The organism is Stenotrophomonas sp. YJH_SMC_81 (assembly GCF_059370875.1).
Window position 1 is genome coordinate 438,687 of record NZ_JCAFUB010000001.1, and the last position, 16,404, is coordinate 455,090.

At 68.5% G+C, this 16,404-nt stretch carries 15 protein-coding genes; 7 read left to right on the top strand and 8 right to left on the bottom strand.

What is annotated here, in order from left to right; genetic code table 11:
- Positions 1 to 25 precede the first annotated feature (25 nt).
- From rsfS to AC5P8U_RS02070, 7 genes are all read right to left on the bottom strand, one after another.
- Complete coding sequence (gene rsfS, locus AC5P8U_RS02040; RefSeq protein ID WP_005418109.1) at positions 26 to 436, bottom strand: ribosome silencing factor; 411 nt, start codon at positions 434 to 436, stop codon at positions 26 to 28.
- Between the two features lie 58 nt (positions 437 to 494).
- On the bottom strand, positions 495 to 1,160 hold the full coding sequence (gene nadD, locus AC5P8U_RS02045) for a nicotinate-nucleotide adenylyltransferase (protein ID WP_072168534.1): 666 nt from the start codon (positions 1,158 to 1,160) through the stop codon (positions 495 to 497).
- A 3-nt stretch (positions 1,161 to 1,163) separates the two neighbouring features.
- A complete protein-coding gene (gene holA, locus AC5P8U_RS02050) occupies positions 1,164 to 2,201 on the bottom strand; it encodes a DNA polymerase III subunit delta (protein WP_072168535.1) in 1,038 nt (345 codons plus the stop codon).
- A 12-nt stretch (positions 2,202 to 2,213) separates the two neighbouring features.
- Positions 2,214 to 2,798: an LPS-assembly lipoprotein LptE gene (locus tag AC5P8U_RS02055; RefSeq protein WP_005418114.1), complete on the bottom strand. Its 585-nt coding sequence runs from the start codon at positions 2,796 to 2,798 to the stop codon at positions 2,214 to 2,216.
- A 137-nt stretch (positions 2,799 to 2,935) separates the two neighbouring features.
- On the bottom strand, positions 2,936 to 5,578 hold the full coding sequence (leuS, locus tag AC5P8U_RS02060; RefSeq protein ID WP_072168545.1) for a leucine--tRNA ligase: 2,643 nt from the start codon (positions 5,576 to 5,578) through the stop codon (positions 2,936 to 2,938).
- Positions 5,579 to 5,683: 105 nt separating this feature from the next.
- Positions 5,684 to 6,283 (bottom strand): DUF998 domain-containing protein, encoded by a 600-nt coding sequence (locus AC5P8U_RS02065; protein WP_072168536.1) that lies wholly within the window; start codon positions 6,281 to 6,283, stop codon positions 5,684 to 5,686.
- Positions 6,284 to 6,311: 28 nt separating this feature from the next.
- On the bottom strand, positions 6,312 to 6,491 hold the full coding sequence (locus AC5P8U_RS02070; RefSeq protein WP_141653594.1) for a hypothetical protein: 180 nt from the start codon (positions 6,489 to 6,491) through the stop codon (positions 6,312 to 6,314).
- Between the two features lie 49 nt (positions 6,492 to 6,540).
- Here AC5P8U_RS02070 and trxA point away from each other — a divergent pair, with 49 nt between their 5' ends.
- From trxA to AC5P8U_RS02090, 4 genes are all read left to right on the top strand, one after another.
- A complete protein-coding gene (gene trxA, locus AC5P8U_RS02075) occupies positions 6,541 to 7,398 on the top strand; it encodes a thioredoxin (RefSeq protein WP_069139614.1) in 858 nt (285 codons plus the stop codon).
- A gap of 107 nt (positions 7,399 to 7,505) precedes the next feature.
- Positions 7,506 to 9,206, top strand: a complete 1,701-nt coding sequence (locus AC5P8U_RS02080) for a FecR family protein (RefSeq protein ID WP_088496124.1) — start codon at positions 7,506 to 7,508, stop codon at positions 9,204 to 9,206.
- Positions 9,203 to 10,825: a CHASE2 domain-containing protein gene (locus AC5P8U_RS02085; RefSeq protein ID WP_061479663.1), complete on the top strand. Its 1,623-nt coding sequence runs from the start codon at positions 9,203 to 9,205 to the stop codon at positions 10,823 to 10,825. Before AC5P8U_RS02080 ends, AC5P8U_RS02085 begins: the two co-directional genes overlap by 4 nt.
- Before the next feature lie 98 nt (positions 10,826 to 10,923).
- Positions 10,924 to 11,376: a DUF4442 domain-containing protein gene (locus AC5P8U_RS02090; protein ID WP_072168538.1), complete on the top strand. Its 453-nt coding sequence runs from the start codon at positions 10,924 to 10,926 to the stop codon at positions 11,374 to 11,376.
- Positions 11,377 to 11,503: 127 nt separating this feature from the next.
- Here AC5P8U_RS02090 and AC5P8U_RS02095 read toward each other — a convergent pair whose 3' ends face one another.
- Positions 11,504 to 12,820, bottom strand: a complete 1,317-nt coding sequence (locus tag AC5P8U_RS02095) for a hypothetical protein (protein WP_088496125.1) — start codon at positions 12,818 to 12,820, stop codon at positions 11,504 to 11,506.
- Between the two features lie 76 nt (positions 12,821 to 12,896).
- Here AC5P8U_RS02095 and AC5P8U_RS02100 point away from each other — a divergent pair, with 76 nt between their 5' ends.
- From AC5P8U_RS02100 to AC5P8U_RS02110, 3 genes are all read left to right on the top strand, one after another.
- A complete protein-coding gene (locus tag AC5P8U_RS02100; protein ID WP_227836920.1) occupies positions 12,897 to 13,580 on the top strand; it encodes a DUF502 domain-containing protein in 684 nt (227 codons plus the stop codon).
- Positions 13,577 to 14,365 carry a queuosine precursor transporter gene (locus tag AC5P8U_RS02105; protein WP_061479667.1) on the top strand — a complete coding sequence of 263 codons (789 nt, stop codon included), beginning with the start codon at positions 13,577 to 13,579 and terminating at the stop codon, positions 14,363 to 14,365. The genes AC5P8U_RS02100 and AC5P8U_RS02105 overlap by 4 nt, the downstream gene beginning before the upstream one ends.
- 94 nt (positions 14,366 to 14,459) lie before the next feature.
- Positions 14,460 to 16,400, top strand: coding sequence for a DUF885 domain-containing protein (locus tag AC5P8U_RS02110; protein ID WP_495213853.1), 1,941 nt, complete (start codon positions 14,460 to 14,462; stop codon positions 16,398 to 16,400).
- The last annotated feature ends 4 nt before the right edge of the window (positions 16,401 to 16,404 follow it).

Sequence of the window (16,404 nt, forward strand, 5' to 3'; positions counted from 1 at the left end):
TCGAAGGGATGCGTCAACGTGCGGCTCAGGCCACTTCGTCGTCGCTGGACGGCGGCTGGTCGCCGACGGTCCACAGGCGCTCGAGCGCGTAGAACTCACGCACGCGCGGCAGCATCACGTGGACGATCACGTCGCCCAGATCGACCAGCACCCACTCCGCTTCGCGCTCGCCTTCAACACCCAGCGGCATCACGTCGATGTTCTTGGCGAAGCGCACGACTTCATCGGCAATCGACTTGACGTGGCGGGTCGAAGTGCCCGAAACGACGATCATGTAGTCGGCAACGCTGGACCGGCCGCGCACGTCGATCTCGACCAGGTCCTTGGCCTTCAGGTCTTCGGTGGCTTGGCGGACGCTGGCCAGCAGTTCCGGCACGGACGGCGGCGGGCTGGGCAGATCGACCTTGATGGTCTGGGGCTGGGTCTGGTTGCTCAAAATGGATCGACTCGATAAACGTGGGGGCGATTATACGGGGATGGCGCGGCCGCGCCATTCACGCCGTGGCCGGGCGGTACAGCCCGTGTGCAGCGACATAGTCGGCCACGGCCGGTGGCAGCAGTGCGCGCCAGGGACCGCCAGCGGCAATCTGCGAGCGCACGGCGCTGGCCGATTCCTCGCGCAGTGGGTGGTGCAGGCGCAGGATGCGCCCGGCCGGGCTGGCGAACAGGGCCTGCTCATTGTCGGCCCAGCGCCCTTGCAGGGCGCGCCCCAGCTCGCCATCGATCGACGCCTGCAACGGACTGCCCGGCCGTTCGGCCACCACGAAGTGGGCCAGACCGAACAGGGCCTCCCATTCATGCCAGCCGGACAGCCCCAGCAGGCTGTCGGCGCCCACCAGCCAGGCCAGCGGCCGGCTCGGGCCCAGCTCGCCACGCAGCTCGCGCAGCGTGTCGACGGTGTACGACGGGCGACCGGGGCAGCGGGTGGCACGATCCAGTTCGCGACGGTCCAGCAGCAGCCCCGGCTCGTCGCCGATGGCCAGCGACAACATCGTGCAGCGCTGCTCAGCAGTGGCACCGGGCACCGCGCGGTGCGGCGGATCGGCGGCCGGCAGCATGCGCACGGCGACCTGCAGTTCATCACGGGCCGCACGCGCGATCGCCAGGTGCCCGAGGTGCACCGGATCGAAGGTGCCCCCGTAGTAGATCCGCAGGCTCATCACTCAGGCCCGCACCAGCAGGCGCACGGCACGCGGCTCGGCCACGGCCACCAGCAGGCGTTCCAGCGCCAGCCAGGCGTCGCCGTCAGCGCGCCCCTTGGCAATGCGGTCGACCAGCCCCGCCTCGGCCACGAAGCGCTCCCAGCGCTTGCCTTCCGGGTGCCGCTGCAGCGCGCGCTTGTAAGGCGCCTGCCGCGATTCCCAGATGCCGCGCGATTTCATTTCAGCGGCCAGGTTGCCACCACGCGCCTGCACGCGGGCCAGGCCTGCGCCCGCCAGCAGCTCGCGGATCACGATCGGCATCAATGCGGCCACCGCCTCCCCTTCACCGCGCAGGCCGGCCAGCATGCGCAGCACCGCCGGCGGCTGGCCGGAGAACGTCGCCTCCACCAAGCGGAACACGTCGTAGCGGGCAGCGTCAGCCACCAGCGACTCCATCCGTTCCACATCCAACGGCTGGCCGTCGGCCAACAGCGCCAGCTTGTCGATTTCCTGGGCGGCGGCCAGCAGGTTGCCCTCCACCCGCTCGGCCAGGCGCTGCACGGCAGCCGGGTCGGCACGCAGGCCCTTGCCGCGCAGGCGGCGCTCGATCCAGTCCGGCAGTTCATGCGGCTTGATCGCCCATGCCACCGACAGCACGCCGATGCGGTTGACCGCCTCGGCCCACTTGCCCTGGTGGGCCTTGCTCCATTCATTGGCGGTGATCATCAACACCACGTCCGGCGCCGGGTTGGCGCAGAACTGGCTGATCACCTCGGCGCCCTCCTTGCCCGGCTTGCCGCTGGGCAGGCGCACCTCGACCAGGCGGCGGGCGCTGAACAGGCTGGGCGCATTGAAACTGGCGTCAAGCTGGTTCCAGTCGAAATCACGCCCGTCGGCGTCGAACACTTCGCGTTCGCCGATGCCCGAGGCGCGCGCACGCGCGCGGATGGCATCTGCGGCCTCCAGCACGCGCAGTGTTTCCGGGCCTGCGATCAGGTATACCGGCGCCAACGCCGTGTCAGCGCCCTGGCTGGCCAGCTGCTCCGGACGCAGTTCCATCGTCGCTGCCGCTCAGTGCTTGACGGCGGCGGCCGGCTCTGCCGGCACCGCGCCCTCGATCGGCTTGGCCTTCGGCGCGGACAGGCTGCCCCCCTTCTCGATCTCGGCGCGGACCACGCTGTCGATACGGCGGATGATCGAGGCGGACATTTCCCGGCGCAGCTCCGTGGCCAGGATTTCGCGTTCGGTGGTGGTGCCGGTGGCGTCGGTCGGCGGCGACACGTAGTCGCGCGACAGTTCGATCACCTGCTGCGGCACCAGTTCGCTGCCATCCTCGCGGCGGAAGATGAAGATCACCGCATAGCGCAGGCTGTACTCCTGCGCACGACCTTGCGAGTCGATGGCGATCGGGAGGTCACCCCAGCGCTCGGACAACACCTGCAGCTGGGTACTGGGTTCCTTGCTGTCCTCATCGGCCAGCCTGGCACCGGAGGCCAGCAGGCTGCGATTGAGCAGCTTGACCAGTTCACTGTACGGGGCGGTGGAGACCACCTTCACCGGGGCGGTGTCGGTCGGCAGCATCAGCTTGTTGCGCAGATGGAAGCCGCAGCCGGCAAGGCCGAGGACAAGAACGAGGGCAAGCAGGATTCGGGTCATGGAGACAGTCTGGCGGAGCCGGGCGATCACGGCAACACACAGCGTGCCCGAAGCCGCGTGAATGCAGGGCCATCAAGCACCCGGCCCTGCTTCTGGAAAGGCACCGGCCACCGCGCGGGTGGCCGGTGCGAGGTACATCAGGCGGCGACGATGTTCACGATCTTGCCCGGGACGATGATGATCTTGCGCACCGTCAGGCCTTCCATGAACCTGGCCGCGTTGGGCTCGGCCAGCGCCAGCGCCTCGACCTGCTCGCGCGCGGCATCGGCCGCCACCTCGATGGTGCCGCGCAGCTTGCCGTTGACCTGCACCGCCAGGGTCAGCGCATCGCGTACCAGCGCACTGCTGTCGGCCTGCGGGAACGGCTGGTCTTCCAGCAGCGTCTCGCCATGGCCAAGCACCTGCCAGAGGGCGTGGCTGGCATGCGGCGTGATCGGGTTCAGCAGCAGCACGACGGCCTGCAGCGCTTCCTGGCGCACCGCGCGGCCCTGCTCGCTGTCGTCCTCGAACCTGGCCAGCGCGTTCATCAGCTCCATCACCGCTGCGATGGCGGTATTGAAGCTGTGGCGGCGGCCGTAGTCGTCACCGACCTTGCCGATGGTTTCATGGGTCTTGCGGCGCAGCGCCTTCTGGTTGGCATCCAGTGCTGCAACGTCCAGCGCCGGGGCGGCACCGTCGGCAGCATGCTTCTGCACCTGGGCCCACAGGCGGCGCAGGAAGCGCGCCATGCCGTCCACGCCGGCCTCGTTCCACTCCAGCGACTGCTCCGGCGGCGCGGCGAACATCGAGAACAGGCGCACGGTGTCGGCGCCGTACTTGCCGACCATCGCCTGCGGGTCCACGCCGTTGTTCTTCGACTTGGACATCTTCTCGGTGCCACCGACCACCACCGGCTGGCCGTCGGCGATCAGGGTGGCGCCGGTGATGCGGCCGCGCTCGTCACGCTGCACTTCCACATCGGCCGGGTTGATCCAGTCCTTCGAACCGTCCGGATTCGGGCGGTAGTAGGTCTCGGCGATCACCATGCCCTGGCACAGCAGGTTGCGCGCCGGCTCGTTGCTGTCCACCATCCGCGCGTCGCGCAGCAGCTTGTGATAGAAGCGGAAATACATCAGGTGCAGGATCGCGTGCTCGATGCCACCGATGTACTGGTCGACCGGCAGCCAGTAGTTGCCGCGCTTGTCGACGGCGTCACGGGCACCCGGCGAGGTGTAGCGGGCGTAGTACCAGCTCGACTCCATGAAGGTGTCGAAGGTGTCGGTCTCGCGCTCGGCGGCGCCACCGCATTCCGGGCAGGTGGTCTTGCGCCATTCCGGGTCGGTCTTGATCGGCGAACCGGTCCCGGAGAACGCCACGTCCTCCGGCAGTACCACCGGCAGCTGCTCCTCCGGCACCGGCACCGCACCGCACTTGGCGCAGTAGATCACCGGAATCGGGCAACCCCAGTAGCGCTGGCGGCTCACGCCCCAGTCGCGCAGGCGGTAGTTGACGCGGCGCTGGCCCTGGGCCTTGCGCTCGAAACGTTCGGCCAGCGCTTCGAACGCGCCCTGGAAGTCCAAGCCGTCGAATTCGGCCGAGTTGACCAGTTCGAAGGCACGGTTCTTGTCGCTGTACCAGTCCTGCCAGCGGCTGCCGTCCCAGTTGCGTTCTTCTTCAGTACGCGGGTCCTTCAGCGCGATGACCTGCTTGATCGGCAGGCCGTACTTGTTGGCCACTTCATTGTCGCGCTGGTCATGGCCCGGCACCGCCATCACCGCACCGGTGCCGTAGCCCATCAGCACGAAATTGGCGACCCACACCGGGACCGGCTCGCCGGTGACCGGGTGCAGCGCGCGCAGGCCGGTGTCCATGCCGCGCTTTTCCTGGGTCTCCAGCTCGGCCTCGGACACACCGCCCTGCTTCAGGTCGGCCAGCATCGCGGCCAGTTCCGGGTTGTTCTTCGCTGCGTGCAGCGCCAGTGGGTGTTCGGCGGCGATCGACACGAAGGTCACGCCCATCACCGTGTCCGGGCGGGTGGTGAACACGCGCAGCGGATCCAGCACGCCACCATCGACGTCGCGCACGTCGAACTGGATTTCCAGGCCCTCCGAGCGGCCGATCCAGTTGCGTTGCATGGTCTTGACCGATTCCGGCCAGCCGTCCAGCTCGTCCAGGCCATCCAGCAGTTCCTGGGCGTAGTCGGTGATGCGCAGGAACCACTGCGGGATCTCACGCTTCTCCACCAGCGCACCGGAGCGCCAGCCGCGGCCGTCGATGACCTGCTCGTTGGCCAGCACGGTCTGGTCGACCGGGTCCCAGTTCACCACCGCGTTGCGGCGATAGGCCAGGCCCTTGCGCATCAGGCGGGTGAACATGCGCTGCTCGTGGACGTAATAGTCCGGACGGCAGGTGGCGAACTCGCGCGACCAGTCGATGGCATAGCCCAGCGATTTCAGCTGGCTGCGCATGTGGTCGATGTTCTTGTAGGTCCACGCCGCCGGCGCGGTCTTGTTCTTGATCGCGGCGTTTTCCGCCGGCAGGCCGAACGCGTCCCAGCCCATCGGCTGCAGCACGTTGTGGCCGGTCATGCGCTTGTAGCGGCTGATCACGTCGCCAATCGTGTAATTGCGCACGTGGCCCATGTGCAGCGCACCGGACGGGTACGGAAGCATCGACAGGCAGTAGTACTTCGGCTTGTCCGAGGTCTCGTCGACCTCGAAGGCACGGGTGGCGTCCCAGTACTGCTGGGCGGCGGATTCAACCTGCTGCGGGTCGTAGGCGTTGGTTTCAGCGCTGGTCATGGAACACGCGGATGCGGCGGCAAAGCGGTACAGCGTACCGCAGTGCGGCAAACGTCTCCAATCCTGCCTGCTGGAGGTGGGCGCCGCGATGCCCCGGGAGCCGTCTCAGCGTTGGCGCGACAGCGGCAGTGCGGTGGCCAGCCAGGCCACCCAGCAGGCGAACGCCAGCCGTTGTGCCAGCGGCGCCGGCAGGACGCCCTGCAGGGCAAACGCGGCCACCGCAGCCAGCATGCCGCAGCCCAGGGCCAAGGCGCCCAGGGCGCGGCCATGCGCCTGACGCAGCTGTGTCGTGCCCAGCAACAGGGTTCCGGCGACGAAGCCCAGCACCCAGATCATCCAGGCACTGGCATGCAGCTGGCTGGCCGGCCCATGCAGATCGTCCACGTCCAGCGGCAGCAAGCCCATCGCGGCAAAGCCCAGGCCAGCCAGCAGCAGCATCTGGCTGCCGACCCTCGATGCCCAGCCGGCAGTGGCGGGCAGGCTGCGGCGCAGGCGCTCAGCCACCACCGCGGCGAGCACGCCGGGCAGCACAAATCCAAGCAGATTGAAGGCCAGCGCATGCGGTACACCCCGCGCACCCAGCAGCGCCACCGGGTGGCGCGCCTGTGCATAACCCTCCAGGCCGGCACCGAAGCCAGACACAGCCAGGACGAACACGACTGCAGCAAGCAGTCCCAACCAACGATCAAGCCGGACCATGGACATTGCGCGCAGTCACCCGGAAAAGAATGGATCAGCGCATTGTCGCGGCAGCGACGCGGTGCGCCAAGCGCGCGACCGAGGCCGGGTGCTTCCGGCGCACCGCGACCACTACGCCGGTCAGCTCCGGAAAGCGGGTGATCCACGAGCTGTACTGCGTGCCACGCCCCCGAGGCCGTCGCGCGCGATGTGATGGCAGGGTTGAGACGGACATCGATCGTCACCATAGAATCGGTCTCCAGATGCCAAGCGATGCTTTCCCCATGACCGAGACGACCTACGTATTCGACGCCACCACTGCGACCTTCGAGGCCGAAGTCCTGCAGAAGTCGCTGCAGACGCCGGTGCTGGTCGACTTCTGGGCCACCTGGTGCGGGCCGTGCAAGACCCTCGGCCCGATGCTGGAAAAGCTGGCTGCCGAGTACAACGGTGCGTTCGAGCTGGCCAAGGTCGATGTCGACAAGGAACAGCAGATCGCTGCGGCCTTCCAGATCCGCTCGGTGCCGACCGTGTTCCTGGTCAAGGGCGGCCAGCTGGTGGACGGCTTCCCCGGCGCCATTCCGGAAGGCCAGCTGCGTGAGTTCCTGGCCCAGCACGGCATCGTACCGGCCGATGTGGGCGATGCTGTCCCCGAAGATGACACCCCGCTGGATCCGCAGGCGCAGGTCGATGTGCTGCGTGCGCAGATCGCCGCCGAGCCGGACAAGGATGAACTGAAGCTCGACCTGGCCCTGGCCCTGCTGCAGATCGGTGGCGTGGACGAGGCAGGCACCCTGATCGACGGCCTGCCTGCCAACCTGGCCACCGACGACCGCGCCGTGCGTGCCCGCGCCCGCCTGGCCTTCGCCGCCGCGCTGAAGGATGCACCGGCCGCCGAGGTACTGGACGCACGCATCGCCGCTGACGGCAAGGACCTCAAGGCCCGCCACCTGCGCGGCGTGCAACTGCTGCTCGGCGGTCATGACGAGGCCGCGCTGGCCCAGTTCCTGGAAATGCTGCGGATCGACCGCGGATTCGAGGAGGGCCTGCCGCGCAAGGCGCTGATCGACGCCTTCAATGTGATCTCCGACGAGGATCTGGTCGGCCAGTACCGCCGCAGGATGGCGTCGCTGCTGTTCTGAACGGGAACCCGCTCCGTTCAGAATCCCTGCACTGAACGCGGGCAATAATGCCCGCGCTGGTGGCCACGCGGTCGCCACGATCCGTTCGGGGGGATGAGGTCGGGGCCATGGGGTCTTGCAGCTGCACCCCCGCATTGCCGGGATTGCAAACTGTGACCGTCGTCCGCTCTCTGTCGTTCGCCATGCATTTAACGGGCGCTCTGCTCTGCGCCCTCTTCCTGATGCCCGCCATTGCCGGCGCCCAGGACTGGAACTACCGGGTCCGGCCCGGCGATACCCTGTGGGACCTGGGCGGGCTCTACCTGAAGCCCTCGGTACGCTGGCAGCAGCTGCAGCAGCACAACCGCATCGACAACCCCTACCAGTTGCCGCCGGGCCAGCTGCTGCGCTTCCCGATCAGCTGGCTGCGCACCGAACCGGCGCCGGCCCGGGTGCTGTCCGTGCGCGGCAAGGTCGCGCTGGCAGGCGCCGATGGCACGGCGACCCGCGCGCTCCAGGCCGGCGAACAGCTGCATATCGGTGACACCGTGGAGACCGAAGGCGATTCCAGCATCACCCTGGAATTCGCCGATGCCTCGCGCCTGCAGCTTCGCGAGTACTCGCGCCTGCGCCTGGACCAGCTGAGCCGTTACGGCCACACCGGCATGGTCGACACCCGACTGCGCCTGCAGCAGGGGCGAGCCAGCAACCGGGTGACGCCGGCGCGCGGCCCCGCCTCGCGTTACATCATCGATGCGCCCACCGCGACCAGCAGCGTGCGCGGCACGGTGTTCCGGGTCAGCGCCGGGGATAACGGGCACGTCGGTGCCACCGAGGTCCTGCAGGGCAAGGTGCAGGTCGGCAACTCCCATGGCCAGCGCCTGGTCCGGCCGGGCCAGGCGACCCGCAGCAGCAGTGCCGATGCGGCGCCCGCTGCGGTCTCCGCACTGCTGCCGGCGCCGGCGCTGCGCAATGACGCGCTGCGCCTGGCGCCGCTGCCGACCGTGCTTGCCTGGGAACCGGTCAATGGCGCCGATCATTACCGGGTGGAAGTGGTGCAGGCGGCAACGCCGGAGATCCTGCTGTTCGCCGCCACCACCGCCGACACCCGGCTGGCGATCGGCGATCTGCCGCCTGGCCAACTGCGCATCCTGTTGCGCGCGGTCGACGCCCAGGGGGTCGAAGGCCTGGATGCCAGCGCCGATTTCGAGCTCGGTGACCAGCCACCACCGCCGCTGACCGTATCGCCGCTGCATGGGCAGACGATCAACAGCGACCGCCCGCGTTTCCGCTGGAGCCAGGCCCCCGGTGCGCGCAGCAGCGTCCTGCAGATCGCCACCGAACCCAGCTTCCTGCAGCCCCTGCAGGAGCAGGCCACCCATGCGACCGACCTGCGCCTGGCGCAACCGCTGCCGCCCGGCCAGTACTACTGGCGCGTGGCCTCGCGCGATGGCGAAGGCCGACAGGGCCGCTATGGCCAGGCGTTGCCGCTGCAGCTGAGCAACGAACCGGTGGACCCGGCCCTGCAACCACCCGAGGCCGCACACGGCGAGCTCACGCTGCGCTGGCAGGCCGGCAGCGAGGGCCAGCGCTACCGGGTGCAGGTGGATCGCCGCGGCGACTTCAAGGCACCGCTGGTCGACGAAACCGTGGACCAGCCGCAGGTGAGCTTCAAGCGCCCGTGGAGCGGCACCCTGCATGTACGCGTGCAGTACATCGACGATGACGGCCACGCCAGCGCGTTCTCGCCTGCCCAGCAGGTCCCGCTGCCGTGCCGCCTGTGCTACGGCGCGGGTGGCGGCGCCCTGCTGCTCTGGTTGTTGTTGTGAGGCGCTCGCCGCTGCCATGGTCGAAGCGGATCCTGCTGGCCCTGCTGGCCGGCGTGCTGACCATCGTGGCCAGCCAGGGACAATGGCTGTGGCGGCAGGACGAGGCGGCCTATGACGCGCTGGTCGGCAACTGGGATTACCGCCCCGATCCCAGCGTGCTGATCGTCGCCATCGACGAAGGCAGCCTGCAGCGCATCGGCCAGTGGCCCTGGCCCCGCTCGGTGCATGCACGCCTGCTTGACCGCCTGACCGATGCCGGCGCCGAACGCGTCGCGCTGGACCTGATGCTGTCCGAACCGGATCGCCGTGACAGCCGACAGGATGATCAACTGGCGGCCGCCATCCGACGCAATGGCCGGGTGGTGCTGCCGGTGCTGGCCGCACCGGCGGCCGGCGACCGCATGGCCGAGGAGATGCTGCCGATCCCACAGATCGCTGCCAGTGCTGCCGCCATCGGCCACACCGATGTCGAGGTGGATGGCGACGGCGTCGCCCGTGGCGTCTATCTGCACGCAGGTATCGGCCAGCCGCACTGGCCGGCACTGGGCCTGGCACTGGCCGACCTGCCTGCCGGTGCCGTACGCGGCCTGCCCGATCCCGACCCGGAACTGGGCTCGCCCTATCAATGGCGTCGCGACGATTACGTTCGCGTGCGCTACGCCGGCCCCCCCGAGCGGCTGCCGCAGGTGTCCTATGCGGACGTTCTCGATGGCCACGTGGACATGGCGATGCTGCATGGCCGCCGCATCGTAGTTGGCATGACGGCCAGCGGCATCGCGCCCCGCCTGCTGACCCCGACCACCCGCGAGTTCTGGATGAGCGGCAGCGAGTACCAGGCCAACATCACCTCGATGCTGCTGCAGCACAGGCAGATCGATGTTCTACCGCATGCCTGGCAGCACGCCATCAGCGGTGTGCTGGTGGCGCTGTGCGTGATCCTGCTCGGCCTGCGCCTGCCCTGGCTGGTCGCGCTGTGTTCGTTGCCGATGCCTGCCCTGCTGAGCTGGCTGCTGCTGCGCACGAGTGACCTGTGGTGGGCGCCGGCCAGCGCGATGCTGGGCGTGACGCTGGCACTGCTGGTCTGGGCGGTGTGGCGGATCTCGGCCTGGCACCGCCAGGCCAACCGCGACGCCCTTACCGGCCTGGGCAACCGCCTCCGCTTCGAGCAGTCGCTGCAGCAGGAATGTGATGCAGCGCGGCGCAGCGGCAAGCCATTGAGCCTGGCGCTGATCGACGTCGACCACTTCAAGCGCCATAACGATCGCCACGGGCACCAGGTCGGCGACCGCGTGCTGCGTGATGTCGCCCGCCTGATCGGCGCCCATGCGCGCCGCCCGCGCGACATGGCGGCACGCTACGGTGGCGACGAATTCGCGCTGGTGCTGCCGGATACACCGGCCGAGGGCGCACGCCAGGTGATCGAGGACCTGATTGCCTGCGTGCGCGCCTTGCCGGCGCCGGGCGATGGCAGCGACGATACCGTCACGCTCACCATCGGCGTATTCACCCGCGTGCCCGACGGCGAACTGCAGCCCCACCATTTCGTGGAAGGCGCCGACACCGCCCTTTATCAGGCCAAGGCCAACGGCCGCGACGGGTACATGATCGACGGCCCATGAGGCAGGACATGCACGCCGCCGTAGGACACACGCCCGGGGTGCAACATACGCATGCGAATGGTTAGACTGGGCGCCTCGCCTCGCGCCCCCGGACCCGCATGAACGCCCGCCTGTTCCGCTTCGGCATCAACCTGTGGCCACCGTTCCTGTTCACCGGCATCCATGTCACCCGCATCACGCCCGATTACCGGCAGATCGACGTCGAGCTGCGGCTGCGCCCGTGGAACCGCAACTACGTCGGCACGCATTTCGGCGGCAGCCTGTTCGCGATGACCGACCCGTTCTGGATGCTGGGCCTGCTGCACATCCTCGGCCGTGACTACTACGTGTGGGACCGGGCCGGTGCGATCGATTTCCTCAAGCCTGGCCGGGGCACGGTGCGCACCTCGTTCCGCATCGACGATGCGCTGCTGGCCGAACTGCGTGCCGAAGCAGCGGGCGGCGAGAAGGTGCTGCGCTGGTTCAGCAACGACGTCGTCGACGACAGCGGCGAGGTGGTCGCCCAGGTGCGCAAGCAGGTCTATCTGCGGTTGAAGCCACACGCGCGCTGATCCGGCGCGGGCGCTGTCCTCTGCTGCCCTGCCAGGGAGGCTCCGATGCGCCCGTATGCGCGTGTGCACCTGCGGAGCGAAGGCAGCCGCGAGGATGACGGGGACAGCGCGCACTGGCCGCCGCTGCTCAGTCGCGCGCGGCGGCGGCCGGGGCGTCCCCCGCCACCATCGGTACCGACAACCATGGGCTCTCGTCGGTGCTGCGCGGCGCTGAGCGCCGCGGTACCTGCAGGCGGCGGCCATCGGCCGACAACTGCGGTGTCCGCACCTGCGAGCGGAACTGGGCAGGCAAGCGCTTCAGCGCATCCACAGGGTCCTCGGCCTGCTGTCGCAGCCAGCGTTGCGCACCGATCAGCCGCACCATCGCGGCAGCATCCTGGGGCCGTGACGAATAGGCCGGATAGGCCGGGCCCGCGATATCGGCCAGCACGCACCCCATGATGTTCGACAGGCAGCCGAAGTCATGCTGCGGCGGTGCCGGCACCGGCAGCGGGCGATCCGCCTCCAGCGCGGTCATCGCCGCCGCGCCACAGGCCCAGCCCAGGTTGCCCGCCACACGCGCCAGGGTGCTGCTGCGATCGAGTACCAGCACACCACCGAACTCCTGCGCCGAGGTTTCGATCGCAGCCCTGCTCATCGCATACTCGCCCTGCATCGCACGGCACAGGCTCTGTTCGGCGGCCCGCATCGGCTTCATCGCCTGCTCGCATTCCGCAGGCAGCGGCTGGTCGGCCGGCAGTTCAACCAGCATGTCGGCCAGCAGCTGGGCATTGGCCTGCACCAGGCTGGCACCGATGATGCTCTCCACCAGGTAGCTGCCGCCCGTCACCAGCCGGCGGCCCAGCTGCAGCCCGCGGCAACTGCCACGCAGCGCACCGTCGATATCACCCTGCACATAGGCCAGCGCGCGTGCGCTGGTGGCGTCGATCACCAAGCCATAGGTCGGCATCGGCACGAGGATGCCTTCCCCTTTGGGCCGGAACGGCGACACGAAGTGATCCGCATCGGCCAGCTGGTCCAGGCGCGCATGCAGCTGCTGGTGGCCAGCGTGGGCATCGACGAAGCGCTGCGGGTCCGCGCGCACCTGGGCGAGGCAGTCACTGGCGGTCGGTCCGCAGCTGGCCGAAGGCCGTGATTGCAGCTCGACGTGGTCCTCTGCCAGCTGCGGACGGGCGCCGCCATTGCCGCGCGGATCCGCCTCCCAGCGCTGTACGTCCCGGACCAGCGCCTGATCGCGCTGGCCCGGGTCGAGATCGTCGAACGCGAGTGTCCACAGCAGCGCAAAGCCGTTGCGGCCATCAGCGGGCAGGCGGGCCTGCAACCGCTGCTGGGCCTGCAGCCGTGATTCCGGCACGGGCCACATGCGCGAGGCACACCACGCCACGATGGCCAGCACCAGCAGTCCTGCCAGGGCCCAGCCCAGTCCGCGCAGAATCTTCAACACAGCTTCCCTTCCATGCATCGTTGCCGCAGTCGATCCCCCAGCGTAATCGACCGGCTGTGGCCGCTACAATGCGCGCATGTCGCTCGAAGCCCCCGCCCTGGTCCCCCGCCCCTCCCTGCAGCGCCTGTTCCTGACCGGCCTGCTGACCCTGCTGCCGATCTGGCTGACCTGGGTCGTGGTCAAGTTCGTGTTCGTGCTGCTGTCGGGCATTTCCAGCCCATTGGTGGTGCCGCTTTCCGAGCAGATCGCGACAAGCTTCCCGCATTACCTCGGCTGGGTCCGTGCCGAGTGGATCCAGAACACCATCGCCCTGCTCGCCACCCTGCTGGTGATCCTGGCGGTGGGCGTGGCCAGCCGCCGCGTGCTCGGCCAGCGCCTGCTGCGCTGGGTCGGCGCGGTGATCAAGCGCATTCCGCTGGCCAGCATCATCTACGACAGCGCCAAGAAGCTGCTGGACATGCTGCAGACCGAGCCGGGCAGCACCCAGCGCGTGGTGCTGATCGATTTCCCGCACCGCGACATGAAGTCGGTCGGGCTGGTCACCCGCGTGATCAAGGAACAGGGCACCGACCGTGAACTGGCCGCGGTGTACGTGCCAACCACGCCGAACCCGACCTCGGGTTACCTGGAGATCGTGCCGGTGGAGCTGCTGACCCCGACCGACTGGACCGTCGACCAGGCCATGAGCTTCATCATTTCCGGCGGTGCCGTCGCACCGTCCAGCGTTCCGTTCACGCGCGCAGGCGAACGCAGCGAATGACCACCGCGGCGCCAATCGAGCGCCCGCTGCAGGACCGCGCGGTCCTGCTGTTCATCGTGCTGGCCGCGTTCTTCTGCGGCAACGCCGTGCTGGCCGAACTGATCGGGGTGAAGATCTTCGCGCTGGAAGACACCCTCGGCATCGATCCGCTGAACTGGAACCTGTTTGGCCAGACCGGCTCGCTCAGCTTCACCGCCGGTACCCTGCTGTGGCCGGTGGTGTTCATCATGACCGACACGATCAACGAGTTTTTCGGCAAGCGCGGCGTGCGCTTCATCTCGTGGTTGGCCGTGGTGCTGATCGCCTATGGCTTCCTGTTCGCCTTCGCAGCGATCTCGCTGGCGCCGGCCAGCTGGTGGGTCACCTCGATGGACGGCCACGGCGTGCCGGACTACCAGGCGGCATTCGCAGCGGTGTTCGGCCAGGGCATGTGGACCATCGCCGGTTCGCTGGTGGCCTTCCTGCTCGGCCAGCTGATCGACGTGGCCGTGTTCCACCGCATCCGCCAGGCCACCGGCGAGCGCCACGTGTGGCTGCGTGCGACCGGATCCACCGCGATCTCCCAGGTGGTGGACAGCTTTGTAGTGATCTGGATCGCCTTCGTGCTCGGCCCGCAGCACTGGCCGACCTCACTGTTCCTGGCCGTCAGCAGCGTCAACTACATCTACAAGATGGGCTTTGCGGTTGCCTTGATTCCACTGCTGTACCTGATGCGGCGTGCGATCACCCGCTACCTGGGCGCAGACAGGGCCGCCGCGCTGCGCGCCGCCGCCGCGGCTGACTGAAGCCCCAGCGACGGCAAGCTGACTGCGCCTTCACGCTGGCCGTACGCGGCCGGATCGTGCAAGCTCCACGGTCTGTGTTCCACGGAAGCTCCTGATGCCGCATCGCACCCGCGCCCTGGCCGCCGCCATTGCCGCGTTGTTCCTGTTCAGTGCCGTACCGTCGGCCGAAGCAGCGAAGAAAAAGGCCAGCCGCCCTGCCGCCGCGCAGACCCGCCAGGCTGCCAAGCCCAAGGCCAGGCCCGCCCGCGTCACCGCGCCGGCGCGTGGCAGCTCGGCGCGCCGCGCCGCGCCGCGCCCGGTCGCCCCGGCCCGGGCCGTACCCAAGCAGGTGCAGCTGGAGCGCCTGTACGACGAGTACTGGGATGCCTCGATGCGGTTGAACCCGCTGCAGGCCACCTTCCAGGGCGAGGCCCGCTACAACGACCAGCTGCCCAACATCCTGTCCGCCGCCTGGCGCCAGCAGTCGCACGACTTCACCACGCAATGGCTGGGCAAGGTCGAGAAGCTCGGCAGTGACGGCCTGCAGGGCCAGGACCTGCTCAGCTACGAGATCTTCGTGCGCGACGCGCGCGCATCACTGGCCGCCGAGCGCTACCCGAGCTGGATGATGCCGATCAGCCAGTACTACAACATCGGCAGCATCATGGCGATCCTCGGCTCCGGTGCGGGCGCACAGCCATTCAACACCGTGCAGGACTACGACACCTGGTCACGCCGTTCGCTGGGCATTCCCGAGCTGTTCGACCAGGCCATCGACAACATGCGCCAGGGCATGAAGGCCGGCGTGGTGCAACCACGCGACCTGATGGAAAAAGTGCTGCCGCAGCTGGATGCGGTGATCAAGCCGACCGCCGAGGAGAGCATTTTCTGGTCGCCGATCCGCACCATGCCGAACACCATCCCGGCTGAGGACAAGGCGCGCATCAGCGCCGAATACAAGCGCATGATCGAGCTGCGCATCATGCCGGCCTACCGCGCCCTGCGCGGCTTCATCGCCACCGAATACCTGCCGGCCACACGCACCAGCAGCGGCCTGGGCGCATTGCCCGATGGCCAGGCCTGGTACGCCAACCTGATCGTGCAGACCACCGCCAGCGACCAGACCGCCGCACAACTGCATGCGCTGGGCGAACAGCGCGTGCAGGAACTGCAGGCGCAGATCGCCACGGTGATGAAGGACGCCAAGCTGCGCGGCTCTCCCACCAAGCTGCTGCGCAGCATGCGCAACGACCGCCAGTTCCAGTACGGCGACGCCAACGCGCTGATCAACCGCTACCGCCAGGTGCAGCAACAGGTCAGCGCACGCCTGCCGCAGGTGCTGGATACCTTGCCGCAGGCACCGCTGGAGGTCCGTGCGGTGGAACCGGAACGTGCACTGACCGCCGCCGCTGCCGCCTATCAGCCGTCGGCGGCCGGTCAACCGGGCGTGCTGTACATCAACACCCGCGACCTGCCCAGCCGCAAGCGCTGGAACGTGCCGGTGCAGTACCTGCATGAAGCGATCCCGGGCCACCACGTGCAGCTGGGCCTGCAGCAGGAGCTGGCCAAGCTGCCACGCTTCCGCCGCCTCGGTGGCGATCTCGCCTTCGTCGAAGGCTGGGGCCTGTACGCCGAAACGCTGGGCGAGGACCTGGGCATCTACACCGATCCCTACGACCGCATCGGCTACCTGTACTCGCGCCTGCTGCGCGCCGCCCGCGTGGTGGCCGACACCGGCGTGAACGCCCAGGGCTGGAGCAAGCAGCAGGCTGTCACCTACCTGCAGAAGACCGTGGACATGAGCAGCGACGATGCCAACGCCGAAGTCGAGCGGATCATGGCCCAGCCCGGCCAGGCGCTATCGAACGTCGCCGGCCTGACCACCATCGTTGCCCTGCGCGACAAGGCCAAGGCACGCCAGGGCGCCGCCTTCGACCTGCGCCGCTTCCACGCCGAACTGCTGAAGGACGGCTCGATGCCGCTGGACGTGCTTGACCGCAAGATGGAACGCTGGATGGTTCAGCCGGCCAGCACTCCGCCCACGCCTTCACCTTGACCCC

Bases quoted from the DNA above. Each gene is read 5' to 3' on its own strand.
- AC5P8U_RS02090 (WP_072168538.1), top strand. From the start codon at position 10,924: ATGAACGCCCGCCTGTTCCGCTTCGGCATCAACCTGTGGCCACCGTTC.
- holA (WP_072168535.1), bottom strand. From the start codon at position 2,201: ATGGAACTGCGTCCGGAGCAGCTGGCCAGCCAGGGCGCTGACACGGCG.
- AC5P8U_RS02065 (WP_072168536.1), bottom strand. From the start codon at position 6,283: ATGTCCATGGTCCGGCTTGATCGTTGGTTGGGACTGCTTGCTGCAGTC.
- AC5P8U_RS02055 (WP_005418114.1), bottom strand. From the start codon at position 2,798: ATGACCCGAATCCTGCTTGCCCTCGTTCTTGTCCTCGGCCTTGCCGGC.
- AC5P8U_RS02100 (WP_227836920.1), top strand. From the start codon at position 12,897: ATGTCGCTCGAAGCCCCCGCCCTGGTCCCCCGCCCCTCCCTGCAGCGC.
- AC5P8U_RS02110 (WP_495213853.1), top strand. From the start codon at position 14,460: ATGCCGCATCGCACCCGCGCCCTGGCCGCCGCCATTGCCGCGTTGTTC.
- AC5P8U_RS02080 (WP_088496124.1), top strand. From the start codon at position 7,506: ATGGGGTCTTGCAGCTGCACCCCCGCATTGCCGGGATTGCAAACTGTG.
- leuS (WP_072168545.1), bottom strand. From the start codon at position 5,578: ATGACCAGCGCTGAAACCAACGCCTACGACCCGCAGCAGGTTGAATCC.
- nadD (WP_072168534.1), bottom strand. From the start codon at position 1,160: ATGAGCCTGCGGATCTACTACGGGGGCACCTTCGATCCGGTGCACCTC.
- AC5P8U_RS02070 (WP_141653594.1), bottom strand. From the start codon at position 6,491: ATGTCCGTCTCAACCCTGCCATCACATCGCGCGCGACGGCCTCGGGGG.
- trxA (WP_069139614.1), top strand. From the start codon at position 6,541: ATGACCGAGACGACCTACGTATTCGACGCCACCACTGCGACCTTCGAG.
- AC5P8U_RS02105 (WP_061479667.1), top strand. From the start codon at position 13,577: ATGACCACCGCGGCGCCAATCGAGCGCCCGCTGCAGGACCGCGCGGTC.